Raw genomic sequence first — 20,902 nt, forward strand, 5'->3', positions numbered from 1 at the left:
TAAATCGTCAGTCTGACATCAAGCGTAGCGCATAATGGCGGTGACAATTATGATTAACATCATGCCAGAGAGCCAAAAAAGGCATGACGATGAAAAAGCTGAAGAATCGCCGGGCTCTGGTTTTTATAAGCCCACGGATACCGCAAAAAAGTCTGTGTCGTGCACAAACCCTGACGGTCACGCGCCTTCAGAATGTTACTAATCAGTAAAAACACTAACAAAAAATACAATAACTAATTACAAATCCACTCAGACCGAGGCACTATGCTTAATGTACGGGTGAAACATTGCAATTCACCGCATTTACCCCAACTTTATATTGATATCGTTGCCTGAGAGGGTTGCGAGGCTGCGATAGAATACCGACAGGTGCCAGCAAAAACAAAATATATTTTATCGTGGTAAACTCCAGTTTGTGTTTTACAACTATTTTTTAAATTTTATACGCGAAGTTGAGGTGCAAAGATGACGAGTAAGCCAACAGGCTCCGTAGGCTGGTTCCAGATATTCCAGCGCGGACAGCATTACATGAAGACATGGCCGTCAGATAAGCGCCTGGCTCCGATGTTCCCGGAGAACCGGATTTCCACCGCGACACGCTTTGCCGTGCGCATCATGCCCCCGGTTGCCGTCTTTACGCTGACCTGGCAAATCGCACTGGGCGGCCAGCTCGGGCTGGCGGTCGCGACCGCGATCTTTGCCTGCAGCCTGCCGATGCAGGGTTTATGGTGGCTGGGCCGCCGTTCCCTGACGCCGCTGCCGCCGGGATTACTCGGCTGGTTCCACAATGTGCGCAATAAACTGGCCGAGGCAGGTCAGGCATTGGCACCGATTGACGGCACGCCGACCTATCAGTCATTAGCCGATGTCCTCAGGCGTGCGTTCAAACAACTGGATAAAACCTTTTTAGACGATCTGTAAGCCTGATTTCCCCGCTTGCCACGTCCTTCATCATCTATAGTCTTTCATAAGTCGCATTTCGCCGGAGGAAAGTCTCCTCCGGTGATTATTTCAGATGAGATCCCGACCCAAATCAAAGAATGGTGTGCTTGCGATTTCGCGGAACTTTGCGCTATGCCATGCTTTGCTCATTATGCAGACATGAGGATTTTCACGATGGAAATGACTAACGCTCAACGCCTGATTTTGTCCAATCAATACAAAATGATGACCATGCTCGATCCTGATAACGCGGAACGTTATCGCCGGTTACAAACCGTGATCGAACGAGGTTTTGGTTTGCAAATGCGCGAGCTGGACCGGGATTTCGGCGAGTTGCCGGAAGAAACCTGTCGCACCGTCATTAACATTATGGAAATGCACCATGCCATGCAGGTGTCATGGACCAACCTGAAAGACACCCAGGATCTCGATCGCCGCCGTATTGATTTCCTTGGCTTTGATGCCGCCACGGAATCCCGTTATTTAAGCTATGTCCGCTTTATGGTGAACACCGAAGGACGTTACACTGACTTTGATGCGGGAACGCATGGCTTTAACTCACAGACCAAAATGTGGGATAAATACCAGCGGATGCTGGCGGTGTGGCAATCGTGCCCGCGTCAGTACCATCTGAGCGCGGTAGAGATCGCGCAAATTATCAATGCCTGATGTAAACACTTAAAGGAGTCGCCTGTGCTTTGTAAGGGTTTTTTGTTCGACCTTGATGGAACGTTAGTGGATTCATTACCCGCAGTTGAGCGCGCATGGATTAACTGGGCGCTAAGCCGGGGTGTCAGCCCGCAGGAAGTGCTGGCGTTTATTCACGGCAAGCAGGCGATCACCTCTTTACGCCATTTTATGGCGGGCGAAAGCGAAGAAACGATCCAACAGGAGTTTCTCAAGCTGGAGCAAATTGAAGCCACAGATACCGAAGGCGTGACCGCGCTACCCGGTGCCCATCTGCTGCTCAGTGAACTCAACCGGCAGAACATTCCCTGGGCGATTGTGACCTCCGGTTCGATGCCGGTGGCCAGCGCCCGGCACAAAGCTGCACTGTTGCCGGAGCCTGAAGTGTTTATCACCGCAGAACAGGTTAAACACGGCAAACCGCAACCTGATGCTTATTTGCTGGGTGCCGAACGTTTAGGTCTGGCACCGGAAGAGTGCGTGGTGGTGGAAGATGCCGCTGCCGGCGTGATGGCCGGACTGGCCGCAGGCTGTAAAGTCATCGCGGTTAACGCACCGGACGATACACCCGGCATTGAAAACGTTGATTTTGACCTGACGACGCTGGAAGTACTGTTGATCAGTCATACCGATGAAGGTGTGAAAGTCAGCCTGCGCTAAGTACAGAAAAAATACAGTTTCCTTGTATTAATTGATATAAACCTCGCTTATGCGGGGTTTTTTTATGCCATTCTGATTGAATTATTTAGGGTATCCGGTGAGTTAACGTCCCTTCTCAACGCAAACGGAGTGTGTTTTGACCGGTGAATTACTTTGGGTGGTGATGCTGCTGGTGGTGGCAATGGTGTTGTTCGCACGCAATACGCTGCGGATGGATATTGTCGCATTGCTGGTGATCATTGCTTTCGTGCTCAGTGGCACGCTGACCATCAATGAAGCGCTGGCCGGATTCAGCGATCCTAACGTCATTCTGATCGCGGCATTGTTTGTCGTCGGCCATGGTCTGGTGAGAACCGGCGTGGCGTATCAGGTAGGCGACTGGCTGATGAAAGTGGCGGGCAACAGCGAAACGCGAATGCTGGTTTTACTGATGCTGACGGTTGCCGGTCTCGGTGCTTTTATGAGTTCCACCGGCGTGGTCGCGATCTTTATTCCGGTGGTGATCAGCGTTTCTGCACGGATGAAAACCTCTCCCGCACGTCTGATGATGCCACTGAGTTTCGCCGGGCTTATCAGCGGCATGATGACACTGGTCGCGACGCCGCCCAATATGGTGGTGAACAGCGAACTGTTGCGTGAAGGGTTCGACGGTTTTGGCTTCTTCGGCGTGACGCCGGTGGGGCTGGTGGTGCTGATCATGGGCATCGGCTACATGTTACTTGCCCGCCGCTGGCTCTCTTCCGAGGATACGTCACCGGGTCAGCAACGCTGGAAGCGCCGGACTTTCCGGGATCTGATCCGCGATTATCACCTGACCGGCAGGGCGCGTCGCGTCACTATCCGTCCTGGCTCGCCGCTGGTCGGTCGCACACTGGATGATGTACATCTGCGTTCCCGTTATGGCGCGAATGTCGTCGGCATTGAGCGCTGGCGTAAATTTCGTCGTGTAATGGTCAGCGCCACCGGGAATACCGAACTGTTTGCCCGCGATGTGCTGCTGCTCGATATGTCTGACCCTGAGGTCTCCATCAGACAGTTTTGTACCGATGAAATGCTTGAACCTATGGTGCTGCGCGGCGAGTATTTCTCCGAACAGTCGCGGGATGTCGGCATGGCCGAAGTATCGTTAATTCCCGATTCCGAATTACTGGGCAAAACGCTGCGTGATGTTGCTTTCCGTTCGACCTACGGCCTGAATGTGGTGGGGATCCGCCGTCAGGGCGAGGCGCTGGACGGCAAACTGGTGGACGAAGAGTTGCAGCTTGGCGACATGCTGCTGGTGATCGGCGACTGGAAACTGATCCGCCAGCTTCAGCAACAAATGCATGATTTCATCGTGCTTAACCTTCCTGCCGAAGTAGACGAAGTGGCACCGGCATTAAGTCAGGCGCCCCATGCGCTGTTTTGTCTGGCGCTGATGGTTGCGCTGATGCTCACCGATGACGTGCCCAATGCCATTGCCGCCATTATCGCTTGTATGCTGATGGGCAAATTCCGCTGTATCACGATGGAAGGCGCTTACAAAGCCATTCACTGGCCGAGTTTGTTGCTGATTGTCGGCATGATGCCTTTTGCGCTGGCGTTGCAAAAAACCGGCGGTGTGGCGCTGATTGTGAAGGGATTAATGGAGGTCAGTGGCGGTTATGGTCCGTACATGATGCTGCTGAGTTTATTTATTCTCTGCGCAGGCATCGGGCTGTTTATTTCCAATACCGCCACCGCCGTGCTGATGGCACCGATCGCCATCGCGGCAGCACACCAGATGGGCGTTTCACCTTACCCGTTCACCATGATTATCGCGATTGCTGCGTCTGCTGCATTTATGACGCCGGTGTCTTCACCGGTCAACACGCTGGTCATGGTGCCGGGCAATTACAAATTTGGCGACTTTCTGCGCATCGGTGTCCCATTTACGCTGCTGGTGATGGTGGTCAGCGTATTTCTGGTGCCGGTCCTGTTCCCGTTCTGATTGGCAAATCAGAGCGGGGAATCAAGACTGATTTCATCCAGAGACAGGCTGAAGCTGGGAATGAACACTTCCATAAAATAATCCATTTCCGGGCTTTTTCTGTCTGCCAGCGTTTTCTCAAGACGGGCTTTTGCCAGCGTAAATTCATTGTTGCCAGCCGATAACTCCTCGAGACACTTCAGGTAAGCGCAGAGCGCATCGGCCTGTTTGACCGTCAGTTTTTCATCTTCGCTGTAATAGTGCTCATCGATCAGCGGGCGGAAATCTTCCTGCAATTCTTTCGGCAGCATTTCAATCAGCTTCTGCTGAGCAATTTTTTCGATCTTCTTATATTCATGCGCAATTTGCGGATTGTAATACTTGATCGGCGTCGGCATATCGCCGGTCAGCACTTCGCTGGCATCGTGATACATGGCGAGCAGGGCAACACGTTCAGCACTCAGGTTACCGTTAAATTTGCGGTTTTTGATCACGGCTAAAGCATGCGCGACAAAAGCGACCTGCAGGCTGTGTTCCGAGACATTCTCGGTGCGGACATTGCGCATCAGCGGCCAGCGGCTGATCAGCTTGAGACGGGAAAGGTGGGCGAAAAAATGACTCTGATTCATAGCACTCTCAATAACAACGGTGAATGAGCGTCCATTGTGAGCAGTGCGGGGCAGTGATGTAAATAGGTGAAAGAGAAAAGGGCGCAGCCGTTTATGCTGCGCCCTGAAGATTACTGGCGGTAGGTTTCCAGGAAGCGGCCCAGTTTGTTGACGGCCATTTCCAGCTCATCAACGCGTGGCAGCGTCACGATACGCACATGATCCGGATACGGCCAGTTAAAGGCTGAACCCTGAACCAGCAGTACTTTCTGCTGTAACAGCAGATCGAGTACCATTTTCTGATCGTCATGGATGTTGAAGCGTTTCGCGTCGATACGCGGGAACATATACAGCGCACCTTTCGGTTTCACACAGGACACGCCGGGGATCTCGTTAATCAGTTCCCATGCGCGGTCACGCTGTTCCACCAGACGTCCGCCCGGCTGAATAAACTCGCTGATGCTCTGATAGCCGCCCAGCGCAGTCTGAATCGCGTGCTGCATCGGCACGTTGGCGCACAGGCGCATGGACGCCAACATCTCCAGACCTTCGATATAGCCTTTCGCGTGTTTCTTCGGCCCGTTCAGCACCATCCAGCCCTGACGGAAACCCGCCACGCGGTAGGTTTTGGACAGACCGTTAAAGGTCACGGTCAGCAAATCCGGTGCCAGCGAGGCGATGGAAATATGCTGGGCTTCGTCGTACAGGATTTTGTCGTAAATTTCGTCGGCAAAAATGATCAGATTGTGTTCGCGGGCGATGTCCACGATCTGCATCAGCAGTTCTTTGCTGTAGACCGCGCCGGTCGGGTTGTTCGGGTTGATGATCACAATGCCGCGGGTGCGTGGCGTGATTTTGTCACGAATATCGGCGATGTCGGGGAACCAGTCTGCCCCTTCATCACACAGATAATGCACCGCATTGCCGCCCGACAGAGACACTGCCGCAGTCCACAACGGATAGTCAGGCGCCGGGACTAACATTTCGTCGCCGGTGTTGAGCAGCGCCTGCATAGACTGAACGATCAGTTCGGAGACACCGTTGCCGATATAAATATCTTCTACCGTGATGTCGCGCATCTCGCGCGCCTGATAGTGCTGCATGATCGCTTTACGTGCAGAAAACAGGCCTTTTGAATCACAGTAGCCCTGGGCAGTAGGAAGGTTGCGGATGACATCGACCAGAATTTCATCAGGCGCATCAAAACCGAACGGGGCGGGGTTGCCGATGTTCAGCTTGAGGACTTTGTTTCCTTCTTCTTCCAGACGTTTTGCTTCTTTGAGCACCGGGCCGCGAATGTCGTAACAGACGTTGTCCAGTTTGTGGGATTTCTCAATCGGGGACATGTAAATGGGAGCCTTTTGCAGTAAAGCCTGTTCTTCCCTGGTGCCGAGTGACCGTAGAACAGTGCGAAGGGCTCAATTTACTCCCCCACAGAGGGCATGAGAAGTGCCTTGCACCGTTTTGGTGAAAAACAGCAGTAAAGGAAGATGTGGTGGGGTTTTACCTCAGTCACGTTATTCACTGGTGGTGTTTAATTCCGGTTAATGCCGTTTTCGTGTTTTTTTATTTTGTGATTGCGCGCTTTGCAATCAAAAAATTCACTGTTTTTGCTGTCCTACCGGGATCCCCGGCTGACGCTTTGTCAGGCGCTTTTACCCGGAACATCATGAAAACTTACCAAAGCTCGACAAATTCTGAAAAAAAAATCGGCTAAGATGTTTTTCCGATAAAAATGGGTAACAAGAATTAGTTTTATTTATCTAATGAGTGAGTATGAGTGCTGGATAAATGATCATACAGCAGGCGTTATCTGAAAGGTATTCGTTTAAGATTAAGTAAATGCTTTTCCAGCCTATATTTCACGTAACTGTTATAAACAAAATTTGAAGAAACGAGAAAAATCTTAATGTCCCTTTAACTAAAAGATCTCCGTGGAATTGGTTATTCTTGTGACTCAATGAATTTACTGGATTATATTTTTACTTGCCCGCATTATTAATTAATTTAGCTTATGTTTTTATAGGCGTGCGTCAGGGAATGCAGGGGCATGCTGGCGCTCTGAGCGGGAAGGGGCCGCGGGTGGAACGGTTTGATGAGGGAGACTATATTAAATAAGGTGTACTAATCATTTAGTCTTCATGTGGAATTATTGTGCGCGTTTTTAATGCCCGGACGCTCACAATGACGAAAACTTTTGTGCACAAATATTTCTCAATTTCGGTTATCAAATGAGTGAGTATCCGCCATATCTGGTATTCTGCTTTTTGCGGGTACTTTGACGCACCATCAGGGTAGCTTGTTATTAGATTCTATAAAGTGAAGAAAAACTATGACAATTGCAAATCGTCCAATCCTCAATCTCGATCTTGACCTGTTGAGGACATTTGTAGCTGTTGCTGATTTAAATACGTTCGCTGCGGCTGCGGCTGCGGTGTGCCGTACTCAGTCGGCGGTCAGTCAACAAATGCAACGTCTAGAACAACTCGTTGGAAAAGAACTGTTTGCCAGACATGGACGCAATAAATTATTAACTGAACATGGTATTCAGTTATTGGGGTATGCACGCAAGATCCTTCGTTTTAATGATGAAGCCTGCACCTCTTTGATGTACAGCAATGTCCAGGGTGGGATCACGATTGGTGCGTCAGACGATACGGCTGACACCATCTTGCCTTTCCTGCTCAGCCGTGTGACCTCGGTCTATCCCAAGTTGTCTATCGATGTCCGCGTAAAACGCAGTCCTTTCATGTTGTCGATGCTGGAAAGTGAGGAAGTGGATCTGGCCATCACCACGATGACTAACACCGATCATCCGCACATCGTTCTGCGCACTTCGCCAACATTGTGGTATTGCTCGGCTGATTTTGCGTATCCCTCCGGCGACAGTGTGCCGCTCGTCGTACTTGATGAGCCAAGCCCATATCGTTTAATGGCGATAGAGCATCTGAATCAGGCGGGGATCCCGTGGCGTATTGCCTACGTCGCCTCGACGTTATCGGCGATCCGTGCGGCAGTCCGTGCCGGGCTGGGGGTGACTGCGCGACCTATCGAAATGATGAGTCCGGAGTTGCGTGTGCTGGGCGAACAGGACGGTTTACCGCGCCTGCCGGATACACAATATGTGCTGTACAAAAATGCCCGTAGCGAAAACGAACTGGCCATGGCGATTTTCAATGCTGTGGAGCAAGGGAATGATCCGTATTCTCTCAGTGCTTACGGTCCGCGTCCTGCCGTGGATGACGATCAAGAGTTCCTGACGGATACACAAAGTTAAGGCAATCCCCCGGCTTTACCTTCCGCCTGCGTATCACGGGGCGGGGGTAAAGGTTCCTACCTCTTTAGGGGTGAATAAGTGCTGTTTTTAAAGGTTCTGTTTACTATTCTTCCTAAAACCATTTTTTTCTGATGTTAACGCTTCTCGTTCCCCGCCATCACTGTCATCTTCGTCAATTATCACTTCACTAAATCACGTAAATATCAGCCTTTTTTCAGGTTAAAAAAAACCATCAATTTTTTCCGCAATTCGCTTGTCGTTTTTTGAAAATCAATAAAACTTGTTAAATGTGTGTCTTTTTTCTATCAAAATTGACAGAACTCTGACGTGGATCAAAAAAATACCCCCATTAAGAGAGTGGAAGCGCTGTCTATTCCTGCGACAATAGGAAAGCTCGAAAGATGCCATAACTCCCATCACAGGCTCATGCTTTATCACAGTATTTAACTGACACGATTTAGCTTAAGTACCGTCGCATGATATGTTAATTAAATGCTAAGCATGTAAACTAATGTGGAGATACTTTTGTCAAAGTTGACAAAAGGTTATAGAAAAGGGTAAAAAGCCCACAACAAATCACTGGCTTAATCCCTTGTTGAGCCGTGAACTGTGTGGTTTTTAATCCTTCCCTTGAATCGATGTGGTGCGCAAGCTGCCGACCTTACAGAGCAGATGCCAAAGTGCCACTTTTGATGAGTAAGCAATGAGTATGTCAACAGCCACTGAAGTCATCGCTCAACACTGGGCGTTCGCCGTTTTTCTTATCGTCGCAATGGGCCTTTGCTGCCTGATGTTACTGGGCGCCGCGTTCCTCGGCGGGAGAGCCAGAGCGCGCTACAAAAACACGCCTTTTGAATCCGGCATCGCCTCCGTCGGCACCGCCCGGCTGCGTCTTTCCGCTAAGTTCTATCTGGTCGCCATGTTCTTCGTCATTTTTGACGTTGAAGCCTTGTATCTCTATGCATGGTCAACGTCTATTCGCGAAAGCGGCTGGACCGGATTTGTAGAAGCCACCATTTTCATTTTGGTACTGCTGGCTGGTTTGTTCTATCTGGTGCGTATTGGCGCGCTCGACTGGACACCAACACGTTCGAAAGGACCTGTTAAACCAAGCCCGGCAATTAATACCAACAGTCACCCTCAGTAAGCAGTCATAGCGAGGCAATAAGATGGACTATACGCTCACCCGCATAGACCCGGACGGTGAGAACGACCGTTACCCCCTGCAATCCCAGGAGGTCGTCGGTGATCCCCTTCAGGAACAGGTTAAGCGCAGCGTCTTTATGGGAAATCTCCAGGAGTCACTGCATGGCATGGTGAACTGGGGTCGTAAAAACTCCCTTTGGCCGTACAACTTCGGTCTTTCCTGCTGTTATGTCGAAATGGTGACGTCATTCACTGCGGTGCATGACGTTGCGCGTTTTGGCGCAGAAGTTCTGCGTGCTTCCCCACGTCAGGCTGACTTCATGGTGGTGGCGGGAACCTGCTTCACCAAAATGGCGCCGGTTATTCAGCGTTTATACGATCAGATGCTGGAACCTAAATGGGTGATTTCGATGGGTGCCTGTGCGAATTCCGGCGGCATGTACGATATTTATTCTGTGGTGCAGGGCGTGGATAAATTCCTGCCTGTCGATGTGTACATCCCGGGATGTCCGCCGCGTCCGGAAGCCTATATGCAGGCTCTGCTGCTGTTGCAGGAATCCATTGGTAAAGAACGTCGCCCATTGTCATGGGTTGTTGGCGATCAGGGTGTTTACCGCGCGAATATGCAGTCTGAAAAAGAGCGTAAACGTGCTGAGCGTATTGCCGTGACAAATCTGCGTTCGCCGGACGAGATTTAACACTGCGGTCTGAGAGTCAACCCTGAGGGGTGAGTGTTCCCCCTTACGGCATAAATGACCATTTAGTGTGGTGAAAAAAATATGACAGATTTGACGACGCAAGATTCCGCCCTGCCAGCATGGCATACCCGTGATCATCTCGATGATCCGGTTATCGGCGAATTGCGTAACCGTTTTGGGCCAGAGGCCTTTACTGTCCAGGCAACCCGCACCGGAATTCCCGTGGTGTGGTTCAAGCGTGAACAGTTACTGGAAGCGATTACCTTTTTACGAAAACAGCCAAAACCTTACGTCATGCTTTTCGATTTGCATGGCTTTGATGAGCGTTTACGTACACACCGCGACGGTTTACCGGCTGCGGATTTTTCCGTTTTCTACCACCTGATCTCCGTCGAGCGTAACCGCGACATCATGATCAAAGTGGCGTTGTCAGAAAACGATCTTCATGTTCCGACGATCACCAAAGTGTTCCCGAACGCTAACTGGTACGAACGCGAAACATGGGAAATGTTCGGTATTACCTTCGACGGCCATCCGCACCTGACGCGCATCATGATGCCGCAGACCTGGGAAGGGCATCCGCTGCGTAAAGACTATCCGGCGCGCGCCACCGAGTTCGATCCTTATGAGCTGACTAAGCAAAAAGAAGAACTCGAGATGGAATCGCTGACCTTCAAGCCGGAAGACTGGGGCATGAAGCGCGGTACCGATAACGAGGACTTTATGTTCCTCAACCTCGGTCCTAACCACCCGTCAGCGCATGGTGCATTCCGTATTATCCTGCAGCTGGATGGCGAAGAGATTGTCGACTGCGTGCCTGACGTCGGTTACCACCACCGTGGTGCGGAGAAAATGGGCGAGCGCCAGTCATGGCACAGCTACATTCCGTATACCGACCGTATCGAATATCTCGGCGGTTGTGTTAACGAAATGCCTTACGTGCTGGCTGTTGAAAAACTCGCCGGTATCGTGACGCCGGATCGCGTTAACACCATCCGTGTGATGCTGTCTGAACTGTTCCGTATCAACAGCCATCTGCTGTACATCTCTACGTTTATTCAGGACGTGGGTGCGATGACGCCGGTATTCTTCGCCTTTACCGATCGTCAGAAAATTTACGATCTGGTGGAAGCGATCACCGGTTTCCGTATGCACCCGGCCTGGTTCCGTATCGGTGGCGTAGCGCATGACCTGCCGAAGGGCTGGGATCGTCTGCTGCGCGAGTTCCTTGACTGGATGCCAGCCCGTCTGGATTCCTACGTCAAAGCGGCGCTGAAAAACACCATTCTGATTGGCCGTTCCAAAGGCGTGGCCGCGTATAACGCCGACGACGCACTGGCCTGGGGCACCACCGGTGCTGGCCTGCGCGCGACGGGTATCCCGTTCGATGTGCGTAAATGGCGTCCGTATTCAGGTTATGAAAACTTTGACTTTGAAGTGCCGACCGGTGATGGCGTCAGTGACTGCTATTCCCGCGTCATGCTGAAAGTGGAAGAACTTCGTCAGAGCCTGCGCATTCTGGAACAGTGCTACAAAAACATGCCGGAAGGCCCGTTCAAGGCGGATCACCCGCTGACCACGCCGCCACCGAAAGAGCGCACGCTGCAACACATCGAGACCCTGATCACGCACTTCCTGCAAGTGTCGTGGGGGCCGGTCATGCCTGCACAAGAATCTTTCCAGATGGTTGAAGCAACCAAAGGGATCAACAGCTACTACCTGACCAGTGACGGCAGCACCATGAGCTACCGCACCCGTGTCCGTACGCCGAGCTTCCCGCATTTGCAGCAGATCCCGTCCGTAATCCGTGGCAGCCTGGTATCCGACCTGATCGTGTATCTGGGCAGTATCGATTTTGTAATGTCAGATGTGGACCGCTAACGATGACAGATATCAATAAAGACTCAGAAGTTCAGTACATCAACGTCAGCGAGCCTGTTGCGCCGCCGGTGTTCGTGCTGAGCGACGCTGAACGTGAAGCGATTGAGCACGAAAAACATCACTACGAGGATGCCCGTGCGGCCTCTATCGAAGCGTTGAAAATCGTGCAAAAAGCGCGTGGCTGGGTGCCGGACGGCGCTATCTACGCGATCTCCGATGTTCTGGGCATTCCTGCCAGCGACGTTGAAGGTGTGGCGACATTCTACAGCCAGATCTTCCGTCAGCCGGTGGGCCGCCATGTGATCCGTTACTGTGACAGCGTGGTGTGTCACATCACCGGTTATCAGGGGATCCAGGCCGCGCTGGAACAACAGTTGCACATCAAGCCGGGCCAGACGACCGAAGACGGACGTTTTACCCTGCTGCCGACCTGCTGCCTCGGTAACTGTGACAAAGGCCCGTCAATGATGATTGACGAGGACACGCACAGCCACCTGACGCCAGAAGCGATCGGCCAGCTACTGGAGCGCTACGCATGACATACACCCCTCGACACATCGAACGTACACCGGAAATGCATCCGCTGACCTGGCGTATGCGTGACGACAAACAACCTGTCTGGTTCGACGAATACCGCAGCAAAAACGGTTACGTCGGTGCAGAGAAAGCCCTGAAAAGCATGGCTCAGGAAGAAATCGTCAATCTGGTGAAAGACGCGGGCCTGAAAGGGCGCGGCGGCGCAGGTTTCTCCACCGGTCTGAAGTGGAGCCTGATGCCGAAAGACGAAAGCATGAATATCCGCTATCTGCTGTGTAATGCCGATGAAATGGAACCGGGTACCTATAAAGACCGCATGCTGATGGAACAGATGCCGCACCTGCTGGTGGAAGGCATGCTGATCTCCGCGTTTGCGCTGAAATCTTACCGTGGCTACATCTTCCTGCGTGGTGAGTACATCGAAGCTGCGGTGAACCTGCGTCGTGCGATTGCGGAAGCCACGGAAGCGGGTCTGCTGGGTAAAAATATTCTCGGCACCGGGTTTGATTTTGAACTGATTGTTCACACCGGCGCAGGGCGTTACATCTGTGGTGAAGAAACCGCCCTGATCAACTCGCTGGAAGGCCGCCGTGCTAACCCGCGTTCCAAGCCACCGTTCCCGGCCTCCGCCGGTGCCTGGGGTAAACCGACCTGTGTTAACAACGTCGAAACCCTGTGTAACGTGCCCGCGATCCTTGAGCATGGTGTGGACTGGTACAAAGGCATGTCTGCAGGCAAAAGTGAAGATGCCGGCACCAAACTGATGGGCTTCTCCGGCCGGGTAAAAAATCCGGGCGTCTGGGAGCTGCCGTTTGGGACTACCGCACGTGAAATTCTTGAAGACTATGCCGGTGGCATGCGCGATGGCCTGAAATTTAAAGCCTGGCAGCCGGGCGGGGCAGGGACTGACTTCCTGACCGCCGATCATCTGGATCTGCCGATGGACTTTGCCAGCATTGGTAAAGCCGGCAGCCGTCTGGGGACCGCACTGGCGATGGCCGTCGACCATGAAATCGGTATGGTTCCGCTGGTGCGTAACCTGGAAGAGTTCTTCTCCCGCGAATCTTGTGGCTGGTGTACACCGTGCCGCGATGGTTTGCCGTGGAGTGTGAAGATCCTGCGCGCGCTGGAACGTGGTGAAGGCCAGCCGGGTGATATCGAAACGCTCGAACAGCTTTGCCGCCAGCTTGGCCCTGGCAAAACCTTCTGCGCACACGCGCCGGGTGCCGTGGAGCCATTGCAGAGTGCGATTAAATATTTCCGGGAAGAGTTTGAGGCGGGTATCGCCAAGCAGCATTACAACAACGCGCGTGCGATTGCAGGCATTCAGCCAAACAATCTGCTGAAAGAGCGTTGGTAGTGAAGGCAACAGGCAGCGGACGTGAGCCCGCTGTGCGCGAATTCCCGGAACAAGGGACGCGCTGTCGAATGATATACGCCAACCCGGCAAGAATTTTTGATTAACGCCCGCCGTCAGGTGGGCCACGTGGAAGCATGCTGACTATGGCTACGATTCATGTAGACGGCAAAGAATACGACGTAGACGGAGCGGACAACCTGTTACAGGCTTGCCTCTCTCTCGGCCTCGATATTCCTTATTTTTGCTGGCATCCGGCGCTGGGAAGCGTCGGCGCTTGCCGCCAATGTGCGGTTAAGCAATACCAAAACGCGGAAGACACGCGCGGTCGTCTGGTGATGTCTTGTATGACACCTGCGTCTGATGGCACCTTCATTTCCATCGACGACGGCGAAGCGAAAGAATTCCGTGAAAGCGTCGTGGAATGGCTGATGACCAACCATCCGCACGACTGTCCGGTGTGTGAGGAAGGCGGTAACTGTCACCTGCAGGATATGACAGTGATGACCGGCCACAGTATGCGCCGTTACCGCTTCACCAAACGTACCCATAACAACCAGGATCTCGGCCCGTTCATCTCTCATGAAATGAACCGCTGTATCGCCTGTTACCGCTGTGTCCGTTACTACAAGGATTACGCGGACGGCACCGATCTGGGCGTTTATGGCGCACACGACAACGTCTATTTCGGTCGTCCGGAAGATGGCCCGCTGGAAAGCGAGTTCTCCGGCAACCTGGTAGAAGTGTGTCCGACCGGCGTATTCACCGATAAAACGCACTCCGAACGCTATAACCGTAAATGGGACATGCAGTTTGCGCCAAGCATCTGTCAGCAATGTTCTGTGGGCTGTAACACCAGCCCGGGCGAGCGTTACGGCGAACTGCGTCGTATCGAAAACCGTTATAACGGTACCGTAAACCACTACTTCCTGTGTGACCGTGGCCGTTTCGGCTATGGCTACGTGAACCTGAAAGATCGTCCGAAGAAACCCCTGCAACTGCGTGGTAACGACTGGATCGAACTTAACGCTGAACAGGCGATGCAGGGCGCGGCAGACATTATCCGTCAGGCGAAGAAAACCATCGGTATCGGTTCTCCGCGTGCCAGCCTGGAAAGCAACTTTGCCCTGCGCGAACTGGTGGGAGCCGAAAACTTCTACACCGGGATTAACGCGGCAGAGCAGGGACGTCTGCAACTGATGCTGAACATTCTGCGTAACAGCGGTGTACGTACACCGGCGCTGCGCGAAATTGAAGATTACGATGCGGTTCTGGTGCTGGGTGAAGATTTAACCCAGACCGGTGCACGTATCGCGCTGTCTGTGCGTCAGGCCGTAAAAGGCAAAGCGCGCGCGATGGCGGCGGCTCAGCGTGTTGCTGACTGGCAAATCGCCGCTGTACAGAACATCGGCCAGCATGCCAAACATCCGCTGTTTATCACTAACGTGGATAACACCAAACTCGACGATATCGCGGCATACAATTACCGCGCACCGGTCGATGAGCAGGCGCGTTTCGGCTTTGCTATCGCCCATGCGCTGGATAATTCTGCGCCAGCCGTCAGCGATCTGTCTGAGGGTCTGAACAAGAAAATCGACGTGATCGTGCAGGCGCTGACCGGTGCCCGCAAGCCGTTGATCATAACCGGAACCAGTGCCGGTTCTGACGCGATTATCGAAGCAGCCGCGAATATCGCCAAAGCGCTGAAAGGCGCAGGCAGTGATGTCGGCATTACCTTCGTGGCTTCTGCGGCAAACAGCATCGGTCTTTCGATGATTGGTGGCGGCTCGCTGGACGAAGCACTGGAATTGCTGACCCGTGGCGAAGCCGACAGCGCGATCGTGATGGAAAATGACCTTTATCGTCAGGCGCCTGAAGCGAAAGTTGATGCGGCATTAGCGAATGTGCAGAACCTGCTGGTCGTTGACCATCAGCGTACGCGCATTATGGATAAAGCCAGCCTGATCCTGCCTGCGGCAAGCTTCGCAGAAAGCGACGGTACGCTGGTCAATCAGGAAGGCCGCGCCCAGCGCTTCTTCCAGGTTTACGATCCGGCATACTACGACACTACTGTGACCATGCTGGAAAGCTGGCGCTGGATGCACTCGCTGCATTCCACCATCAACAGCCGCCATGTTGACTGGACGCAGCTGGATCACGTCATTGAAGCCTGCGTTGAAGCACTGCCACAGCTGAAAGGAATGGTAGAAGCTGCGCCAAACGCCAGCTTCCGTATCCGTGGTCAGAAACTGGCGCGTTCTCCGGCACGTTCCAGTGGTCGTACCGCCATGCGCGCGAACATCAGCGTTCATGAACCGCGTCAGCCGCAAGATAAAGACACCATGTTTGCCTTCTCAATGGAAGGGAACAACAGCCCGACAGCCAACCGCAATCAGGTGCCATTCGCCTGGGCGCCGGGCTGGAACTCACCACAAGCCTGGAACAAATTCCAGAGTGAAGTCGGCGGCAGTCTGCGCCATGGTGATCCCGGTGTGCGTTTGATTGAAGCAGGTGCGGGGACACTCGATTACTTCACCACTATTCCGGCTGCCTTTACTGCGCAGAGCGATAACTGGCGTGTTGCGCCTTATTATCACCTGTTCGGCAGCGAAGAAATGACACAGCGCTCTAAGGTGATCCAGCAACGTATGCCACAGGCGTATGTGATGGTTAACCCGGCAGATGCTGCGCAATTAGGGGTGAATGCAGGTTCTCAGGTGGAATTCACCTGTGCCGGTCAGACCCTCAGATTGCCGGTTCGTCTGAGTGAAACATTGAGTCAGGGCCAGGTTGGCCTGCCGCTGGGCTTGCCGGGTATTCCGCCGGTGCTGGTTGGCGCAACGGTTGAAAATCTGCGGGAGGCAGCACAATGAGCTGGTTTACACCTGTCGTGATTGATTCGTTGATCGCCATTCTGAAAGCCGTGGTGATCCTGCTGGTCGTCGTGACCTGCGGGGCCTTCATGAGCTTCGGCGAGCGCCGCTTGCTGGGCCTGTTCCAGAACCGTTACGGACCAAACCGTGTCGGCTGGGGCGGTTCCCTGCAGCTGGTTGCTGACATGATCAAGATGTTCTTCAAGGAAGACTGGGTCCCTAAATTCACTGACAAAGCCATCTTTACGCTGGCTCCGATGATTGCGTTTACGTCCCTGCTGATCTCCTTTGCGATCGTTCCGGTCAGCCCGACCTGGTTCGCCGCAGACCTGAACATCGGTATTTTGTTCTTCCTGATGATGGCCGGTCTGACCGTCTATGCGGTGTTGTTTGCTGGCTGGTCCAGTAACAACAAATACTCGCTGCTGGGGGCGATGCGTGCATCGGCCCAGACGCTGAGCTACGAAGTGTTCCTCGGTTTATCGCTGATGGGCGTCGTGGCGCAGGCGGGTTCTTTCAACCTGCAAGACATCGTCAATTCTCAGGCGCATGTGTGGAACATCATTCCGCAGTTCTTTGGCTTCGTGACCTTTGCGATTGCCGGCGTTGCTGTTTGCCACCGTCACCCGTTTGACCAGCCGGAAGCCGAGCAGGAACTGGCCGATGGTTACCACATTGAATATTCCGGTATGAAATTCGGTCTGTTCTTCGTGGGGGAATACATCGGTATCGTGACGGTCTCTGCGCTGATCGTCACCTTGTTCTTCGGTGGCTGGCAGGGTCCGTTCCTGCCGCCGTTTATCTGGTTTGCGCTGAAAACCGCTTTCTTCATGGTGATGTTCATTTTGATCCGTGCTGCTTTGCCGCGTCCCCGCTACGACCAGGTGATGTCATTTGGCTGGAAAGTTTGCCTGCCACTGACCTTGCTTAATCTGCTGGCGACCGCTGCGGTCATCTTGTACAACGCGCAATAAGGGGTGATGAAACCATGACATTGAAAGACATAGTGGTCGGGTTCGGTACCCAGGTTCGCAGCTTGTGGATGATAGGCATGCATGCCTTCGCCAAGCGCGAAACCCAGATGTACCCGGAAGTACCGGTCAATCCACCTCCGCGTTACCGTGGCCGTATCGTGCTGACGCGCGATCCGGACGGTGAAGAGCGCTGCGTTGCCTGTAACCTGTGTGCGGTAGCCTGTCCGGTCGGCTGTATTTCTCTGCAAAAAGCAGAAATGAAAGACGGTCGCTGGTATCCGGAATTCTTCCGTATCAACTTCTCACGCTGCATTTTCTGCGGCCTGTGTGAAGAAGCGTGCCCGACAACAGCCATTCAGCTGACGCCGGACTTCGAACTGGGCGAGTTCAAACGCCAGGATCTGGTGTATGAGAAAGAAGATCTGTTGATTTCTGGGCCGGGTAAATATCCGGAATACAATTTCTACCGGATGGCCGGTATGGCGATTGACGGCAAGTCGAAAGGCGAAGCTGAAAATGAAGCCAAACCGATCAACGTCAAAGGTCTGATGCCTTAAGGAGCCGCAAGCATGGAATTTGCATTTTATATTGCAGCCCTGGTGGCCGTGTTGGCGACATTGCGTGTGATCACGCATACCAACCCGGTGCACGCATTGCTGTACCTGATCGTCTCTTTACTGGCGATTGCTGCGGTCTTCTTCTCGCTCGGTGCCTATTTCGCCGGTGCGCTGGAGATCATCGTCTACGCCGGTGCCATCATGGTGCTGTTCGTCTTCGTGGTGATGATGCTTAACCTCGGCAACGTCGAGGAGCAGGAGCGCGCATGGCTCAAGCCTGCCACCTGGATCGGACCGTCGGTTCTGTCTGTCATCCTGCTGGTGGTGATGATCATGTCAATCCTCGGATTGCACGATCACGGCATCAAAGGCGACATGATTGACGCGAAAGCGGTGGGGATCGCGCTGTTCGGGCCGTATGTTCTGGCGGTTGAACTGGCGTCAATGTTGCTGCTGGCCGGTCTGGTCGTGGCGTTCCATATCGGTCGTGAACACAAACCGGGTGAAGTCTTTGGTGACGCACCGGCCACGACGGAAATGGCAAAAAGAAAAACGGAGGAGAGAGCATGATCCCTCTACAACATGGTCTTATTCTGGCCGCCATTCTCTTTGTGCTGGGGCTGACCGGGCTGCTGGTTCGTCGTAACCTGCTGTTTATGCTGATCAGTCTCGAGGTGATGATCAACGCGGCAGCACTGGCGTTCATCGTGGCGGGAAGCTACTGGGGTCAGGCAGACGGGCAGGTGATGTACATTCTGGCTATCAGCCTGGCTGCGGCGGAGGCCAGTATTGGTCTGGCGTTGCTGCTGCAACTGTATCGCCGTCGCCACACTCTGAATATTGATACTGTCAGTGAGATGCGCGGATGAACCTACTCTATTTAACAATTCTGTTCCCGCTGATCGGCTTTGTATTACTGGCCTTTTCACGCGGTCGCTGGTCTGAAAATACGTCCGCAACTATTGGTGTGGGTTCGATTGGTCTGGCAGCACTGACCACGATTTACGTCGGTATCAACTTCCTCAGCCAGAAAGCGGCGGGCGTTGAAATCTTTAATCAGACATTATGGAACTGGATGCAGGTCGGCGATTTCAATATCTCCGCGACGCTGACCCTCGACGGTTTGTCGATGACCATGCTGTCTGTGGTGACCGGCGTCGGTTTCTTTATCCACATGTTTGCTTCCTGGTACATGCGCGGTGAAGAAGGCTACTCACGCTTCTTTGCTTACACCAACCTGTTTATCGCCAGCATGGTGATTCTGGTACTGGCAGACAACCTGTTGCTGATGTACCTCGGTTGGGAAGGCGTGGGCCTGTGCAGCTATCTGCTGATCGGTTTCTATTACACCAATCCGGCGAACGGCGCGGCAGCGATGAAAGCCTTCATCGTGACCCGTGTCGGTGACGTGTTCCTGGCTTTCGCGCTGTTCATCCTGTACCGCGAACTGGGTACGCTGAACTTCCGCGAACTGATGGTGCTGGCACCGCAGAAACTGGCTGTGGGCGACACGGCGATCACCTGGGCGACGCTGATGTTACTCGGTGGGGCAGTGGGTAAATCGGCCCAGCTTCCGTTGCAGACCTGGCTGGCAGACGCCATGGCCGGTCCGACACCGGTTTCTGCGCTGATCCACGCCGCGACCATGGTCACCGCCGGTGTTTACCTGATTGCACGTACGCACGGCCTGTTCCTGATGGCGCCGGAAATTCTGCATCTGGTAGGCATTATCGGTGCGGTGACGCTGGTGCTGGCGGGCTTTGCTGCGCTGGTGCAAACCGACATCAAACGTGTTCTCGCGTACTCGACCATGAGCCAGATTGGTTACATGTTCCTGGCGCTGGGCGTTCAGGCGTGGGATGCCGCTATCTTCCACCTGATGACGCACGCGTTCTTCAAAGCACTGTTGTTCCTTTCTTCCGGTTCGGTCATTTTGGCCTGCCACCACGAGCAGAACATCTTCAAAATGGGTGGGTTACGTAAATCCATTCCGCTGGTGTACATCTGTTTCCTGGTCGGTGGCGCGGCGCTGTCTGCCTTGCCAATCATCACTGCGGGCTTCTTCAGTAAAGATGAAATCCTCGCGGGTGCGCTGGCTAACGGCCACCTGAATCTGATGGTTGCCGGTCTGGTCGGTGCGTTTATGACCTCGCTGTACACCTTCCGCATGATCTTCATCGTCTTCCACGGCGAAGAGAAAATCAAAGCACATGCAGGTAAAGGCATCACTCACCACCTGCCGCTGCTGGTGTTACTGGTTCTGTCCACCTTCATTGGCGCAATGATTGTTCCGCCACTGAAAGGCGTTCTGCCGGAAACCACTGAGCTGGCGCACGGCAGCGTGCTGACGCTGGAAATCACATCAGGCGTGATTGCAATTGCCGGCATTCTGCTGGCGGCGGCCCTGTATCTGGGCAAACGCTCGCTGGTTAACAGCATTGCGAAAAGCGCACCGGGCCGTTTCTTCACGACCTGGTGGTTCCACGCCTGGGGCTTCGACTGGCTGTACGACATGATTTTCGTGAAACCGTATCTGCTGGTCGCGAAACTCCTGCAACGTGACCCGCTGAACGCAATGATGAATCTGCCTGCGCTGTTTGCCCGTCTGGGTAACCGCGGTCTGACCGTCAGCGAAAACGGGCAAGTACGTTGGTACGTCGCGTCAATGGGGCTGGGTGCAGTGGTGGTTCTGGCGCTGCTGCTGGTGATTTAAGCCTGCATTACGGGTGTAATTATCAATGCCGGTCTGTTCCCGTG

The 20,902-nt window shown here is 53.3% G+C and carries 18 protein-coding genes; 16 read left to right on the forward strand and 2 right to left on the reverse strand.

Going from position 1 to position 20,902, the window contains the following annotated elements; translation table 11 throughout:
- The first annotated feature begins 465 nt into the window (after positions 1-465).
- The 4 genes from yfbV to EYY67_RS04625 all read left to right on the forward strand — a co-directional run bounded on the left by yfbV (position 466) and on the right by EYY67_RS04625 (position 4,258).
- Positions 466-921 (forward strand): terminus macrodomain insulation protein YfbV, encoded by a 456-nt coding sequence (gene yfbV / locus EYY67_RS04610; RefSeq protein ID WP_131692952.1) that lies wholly within the window; start codon positions 466-468, stop codon positions 919-921.
- Between the two features lie 195 nt (positions 922-1,116).
- On the forward strand, positions 1,117-1,611 hold the full coding sequence (locus EYY67_RS04615; RefSeq protein WP_013574583.1) for a YfbU family protein: 495 nt from the start codon (positions 1,117-1,119) through the stop codon (positions 1,609-1,611).
- 24 nt (positions 1,612-1,635) lie between these two features.
- The gene (locus tag EYY67_RS04620; RefSeq protein WP_095922844.1) at positions 1,636-2,289 is read left to right on the forward strand and encodes a sugar phosphatase; all 654 of its coding nucleotides are present in this window, start codon (positions 1,636-1,638) and stop codon (positions 2,287-2,289) included.
- 136 nt (positions 2,290-2,425) lie between these two features.
- Positions 2,426-4,258, forward strand: a complete 1,833-nt coding sequence (locus EYY67_RS04625) for an SLC13 family permease (protein WP_131692953.1) — start codon at positions 2,426-2,428, stop codon at positions 4,256-4,258.
- Between the two features lie 8 nt (positions 4,259-4,266).
- On the opposite strand, the gene yfbR is transcribed toward EYY67_RS04625, so the two are convergent.
- Both yfbR and EYY67_RS04635 read right to left on the reverse strand, forming a co-directional pair.
- Positions 4,267-4,866 carry a 5'-deoxynucleotidase gene (yfbR, locus tag EYY67_RS04630; protein ID WP_095922842.1) on the reverse strand — a complete coding sequence of 200 codons (600 nt, stop codon included), beginning with the start codon at positions 4,864-4,866 and terminating at the stop codon, positions 4,267-4,269.
- Positions 4,867-4,976: 110 nt separating this feature from the next.
- Positions 4,977-6,191, reverse strand: coding sequence for a pyridoxal phosphate-dependent aminotransferase (locus EYY67_RS04635; protein ID WP_095922841.1), 1,215 nt, complete (start codon positions 6,189-6,191; stop codon positions 4,977-4,979).
- Between the two features lie 986 nt (positions 6,192-7,177).
- Between EYY67_RS04635 and lrhA the strand changes: the two genes are divergently transcribed.
- The 12 genes from lrhA to nuoL all read left to right on the forward strand — a co-directional run bounded on the left by lrhA (position 7,178) and on the right by nuoL (position 20,858).
- A complete protein-coding gene (lrhA, locus tag EYY67_RS04640) occupies positions 7,178-8,122 on the forward strand; it encodes a transcriptional regulator LrhA (RefSeq protein ID WP_095922839.1) in 945 nt (314 codons plus the stop codon).
- A 703-nt stretch (positions 8,123-8,825) separates the two neighbouring features.
- Positions 8,826-9,269, forward strand: a complete 444-nt coding sequence (locus EYY67_RS04645) for an NADH-quinone oxidoreductase subunit A (RefSeq protein ID WP_015696460.1) — start codon at positions 8,826-8,828, stop codon at positions 9,267-9,269.
- Between the two features lie 22 nt (positions 9,270-9,291).
- Positions 9,292-9,966, forward strand: a complete 675-nt coding sequence (locus EYY67_RS04650) for a NuoB/complex I 20 kDa subunit family protein (protein WP_013574590.1) — start codon at positions 9,292-9,294, stop codon at positions 9,964-9,966.
- A gap of 81 nt (positions 9,967-10,047) precedes the next feature.
- A complete protein-coding gene (gene nuoC, locus EYY67_RS04655) occupies positions 10,048-11,847 on the forward strand; it encodes an NADH-quinone oxidoreductase subunit C/D (RefSeq protein WP_095922838.1) in 1,800 nt (599 codons plus the stop codon).
- 2 nt (positions 11,848-11,849) lie between these two features.
- Positions 11,850-12,386 carry an NADH-quinone oxidoreductase subunit NuoE gene (nuoE, locus tag EYY67_RS04660; RefSeq protein ID WP_229921071.1) on the forward strand — a complete coding sequence of 179 codons (537 nt, stop codon included), beginning with the start codon at positions 11,850-11,852 and terminating at the stop codon, positions 12,384-12,386.
- Positions 12,383-13,744: an NADH-quinone oxidoreductase subunit NuoF gene (gene nuoF / locus EYY67_RS04665; protein WP_119822573.1), complete on the forward strand. Its 1,362-nt coding sequence runs from the start codon at positions 12,383-12,385 to the stop codon at positions 13,742-13,744. Before nuoE ends, nuoF begins: the two co-directional genes overlap by 4 nt.
- A 143-nt stretch (positions 13,745-13,887) precedes the next feature.
- Positions 13,888-16,614: an NADH-quinone oxidoreductase subunit NuoG gene (gene nuoG, locus EYY67_RS04670; protein WP_131692954.1), complete on the forward strand. Its 2,727-nt coding sequence runs from the start codon at positions 13,888-13,890 to the stop codon at positions 16,612-16,614.
- Positions 16,611-17,588 carry an NADH-quinone oxidoreductase subunit NuoH gene (gene nuoH / locus EYY67_RS04675; RefSeq protein WP_013574595.1) on the forward strand — a complete coding sequence of 326 codons (978 nt, stop codon included), beginning with the start codon at positions 16,611-16,613 and terminating at the stop codon, positions 17,586-17,588. Before nuoG ends, nuoH begins: the two co-directional genes overlap by 4 nt.
- A 14-nt stretch (positions 17,589-17,602) precedes the next feature.
- Positions 17,603-18,145: an NADH-quinone oxidoreductase subunit NuoI gene (gene nuoI, locus EYY67_RS04680; protein ID WP_013574596.1), complete on the forward strand. Its 543-nt coding sequence runs from the start codon at positions 17,603-17,605 to the stop codon at positions 18,143-18,145.
- A 12-nt stretch (positions 18,146-18,157) separates the two neighbouring features.
- The gene (gene nuoJ / locus EYY67_RS04685; RefSeq protein ID WP_119822572.1) at positions 18,158-18,715 is read left to right on the forward strand and encodes an NADH-quinone oxidoreductase subunit J; all 558 of its coding nucleotides are present in this window, start codon (positions 18,158-18,160) and stop codon (positions 18,713-18,715) included.
- Positions 18,712-19,014, forward strand: coding sequence for an NADH-quinone oxidoreductase subunit NuoK (gene nuoK, locus EYY67_RS04690; RefSeq protein ID WP_004936014.1), 303 nt, complete (start codon positions 18,712-18,714; stop codon positions 19,012-19,014). The genes nuoJ and nuoK overlap by 4 nt, the downstream gene beginning before the upstream one ends.
- Positions 19,011-20,858: an NADH-quinone oxidoreductase subunit L gene (gene nuoL / locus EYY67_RS04695; protein WP_131692955.1), complete on the forward strand. Its 1,848-nt coding sequence runs from the start codon at positions 19,011-19,013 to the stop codon at positions 20,856-20,858. The genes nuoK and nuoL overlap by 4 nt, the downstream gene beginning before the upstream one ends.
- Positions 20,859-20,902 lie beyond the last annotated feature (44 nt).

It is taken from the genome of Rahnella victoriana (assembly GCF_004330295.1).
GTDB lineage: Bacteria > Pseudomonadota > Gammaproteobacteria > Enterobacterales > Enterobacteriaceae > Rahnella > Rahnella victoriana.

What these genes read in the sequence shown, in the direction of transcription:
- yfbV (WP_131692952.1), top strand. Translation starts at nt 466, where the DNA reads ATGACGAGTAAGCCAACAGGCTCCGTAGGCTGGTTCCAGATATTCCAG.
- EYY67_RS04615 (WP_013574583.1), top strand. Translation starts at nt 1,117, where the DNA reads ATGGAAATGACTAACGCTCAACGCCTGATTTTGTCCAATCAATACAAA.
- yfbR (WP_095922842.1), bottom strand. Translation starts at nt 4,866, where the DNA reads ATGAATCAGAGTCATTTTTTCGCCCACCTTTCCCGTCTCAAGCTGATC.
- EYY67_RS04635 (WP_095922841.1), bottom strand. Translation starts at nt 6,191, where the DNA reads ATGTCCCCGATTGAGAAATCCCACAAACTGGACAACGTCTGTTACGAC.
- lrhA (WP_095922839.1), top strand. Translation starts at nt 7,178, where the DNA reads ATGACAATTGCAAATCGTCCAATCCTCAATCTCGATCTTGACCTGTTG.
- EYY67_RS04645 (WP_015696460.1), top strand. Translation starts at nt 8,826, where the DNA reads ATGAGTATGTCAACAGCCACTGAAGTCATCGCTCAACACTGGGCGTTC.
- EYY67_RS04650 (WP_013574590.1), top strand. Translation starts at nt 9,292, where the DNA reads ATGGACTATACGCTCACCCGCATAGACCCGGACGGTGAGAACGACCGT.
- nuoC (WP_095922838.1), top strand. Translation starts at nt 10,048, where the DNA reads ATGACAGATTTGACGACGCAAGATTCCGCCCTGCCAGCATGGCATACC.
- nuoE (WP_229921071.1), top strand. Translation starts at nt 11,850, where the DNA reads ATGACAGATATCAATAAAGACTCAGAAGTTCAGTACATCAACGTCAGC.
- nuoF (WP_119822573.1), top strand. Translation starts at nt 12,383, where the DNA reads ATGACATACACCCCTCGACACATCGAACGTACACCGGAAATGCATCCG.
- nuoG (WP_131692954.1), top strand. Translation starts at nt 13,888, where the DNA reads ATGGCTACGATTCATGTAGACGGCAAAGAATACGACGTAGACGGAGCG.
- nuoH (WP_013574595.1), top strand. Translation starts at nt 16,611, where the DNA reads ATGAGCTGGTTTACACCTGTCGTGATTGATTCGTTGATCGCCATTCTG.
- nuoI (WP_013574596.1), top strand. Translation starts at nt 17,603, where the DNA reads ATGACATTGAAAGACATAGTGGTCGGGTTCGGTACCCAGGTTCGCAGC.
- nuoJ (WP_119822572.1), top strand. Translation starts at nt 18,158, where the DNA reads ATGGAATTTGCATTTTATATTGCAGCCCTGGTGGCCGTGTTGGCGACA.
- nuoK (WP_004936014.1), top strand. Translation starts at nt 18,712, where the DNA reads ATGATCCCTCTACAACATGGTCTTATTCTGGCCGCCATTCTCTTTGTG.
- nuoL (WP_131692955.1), top strand. Translation starts at nt 19,011, where the DNA reads ATGAACCTACTCTATTTAACAATTCTGTTCCCGCTGATCGGCTTTGTA.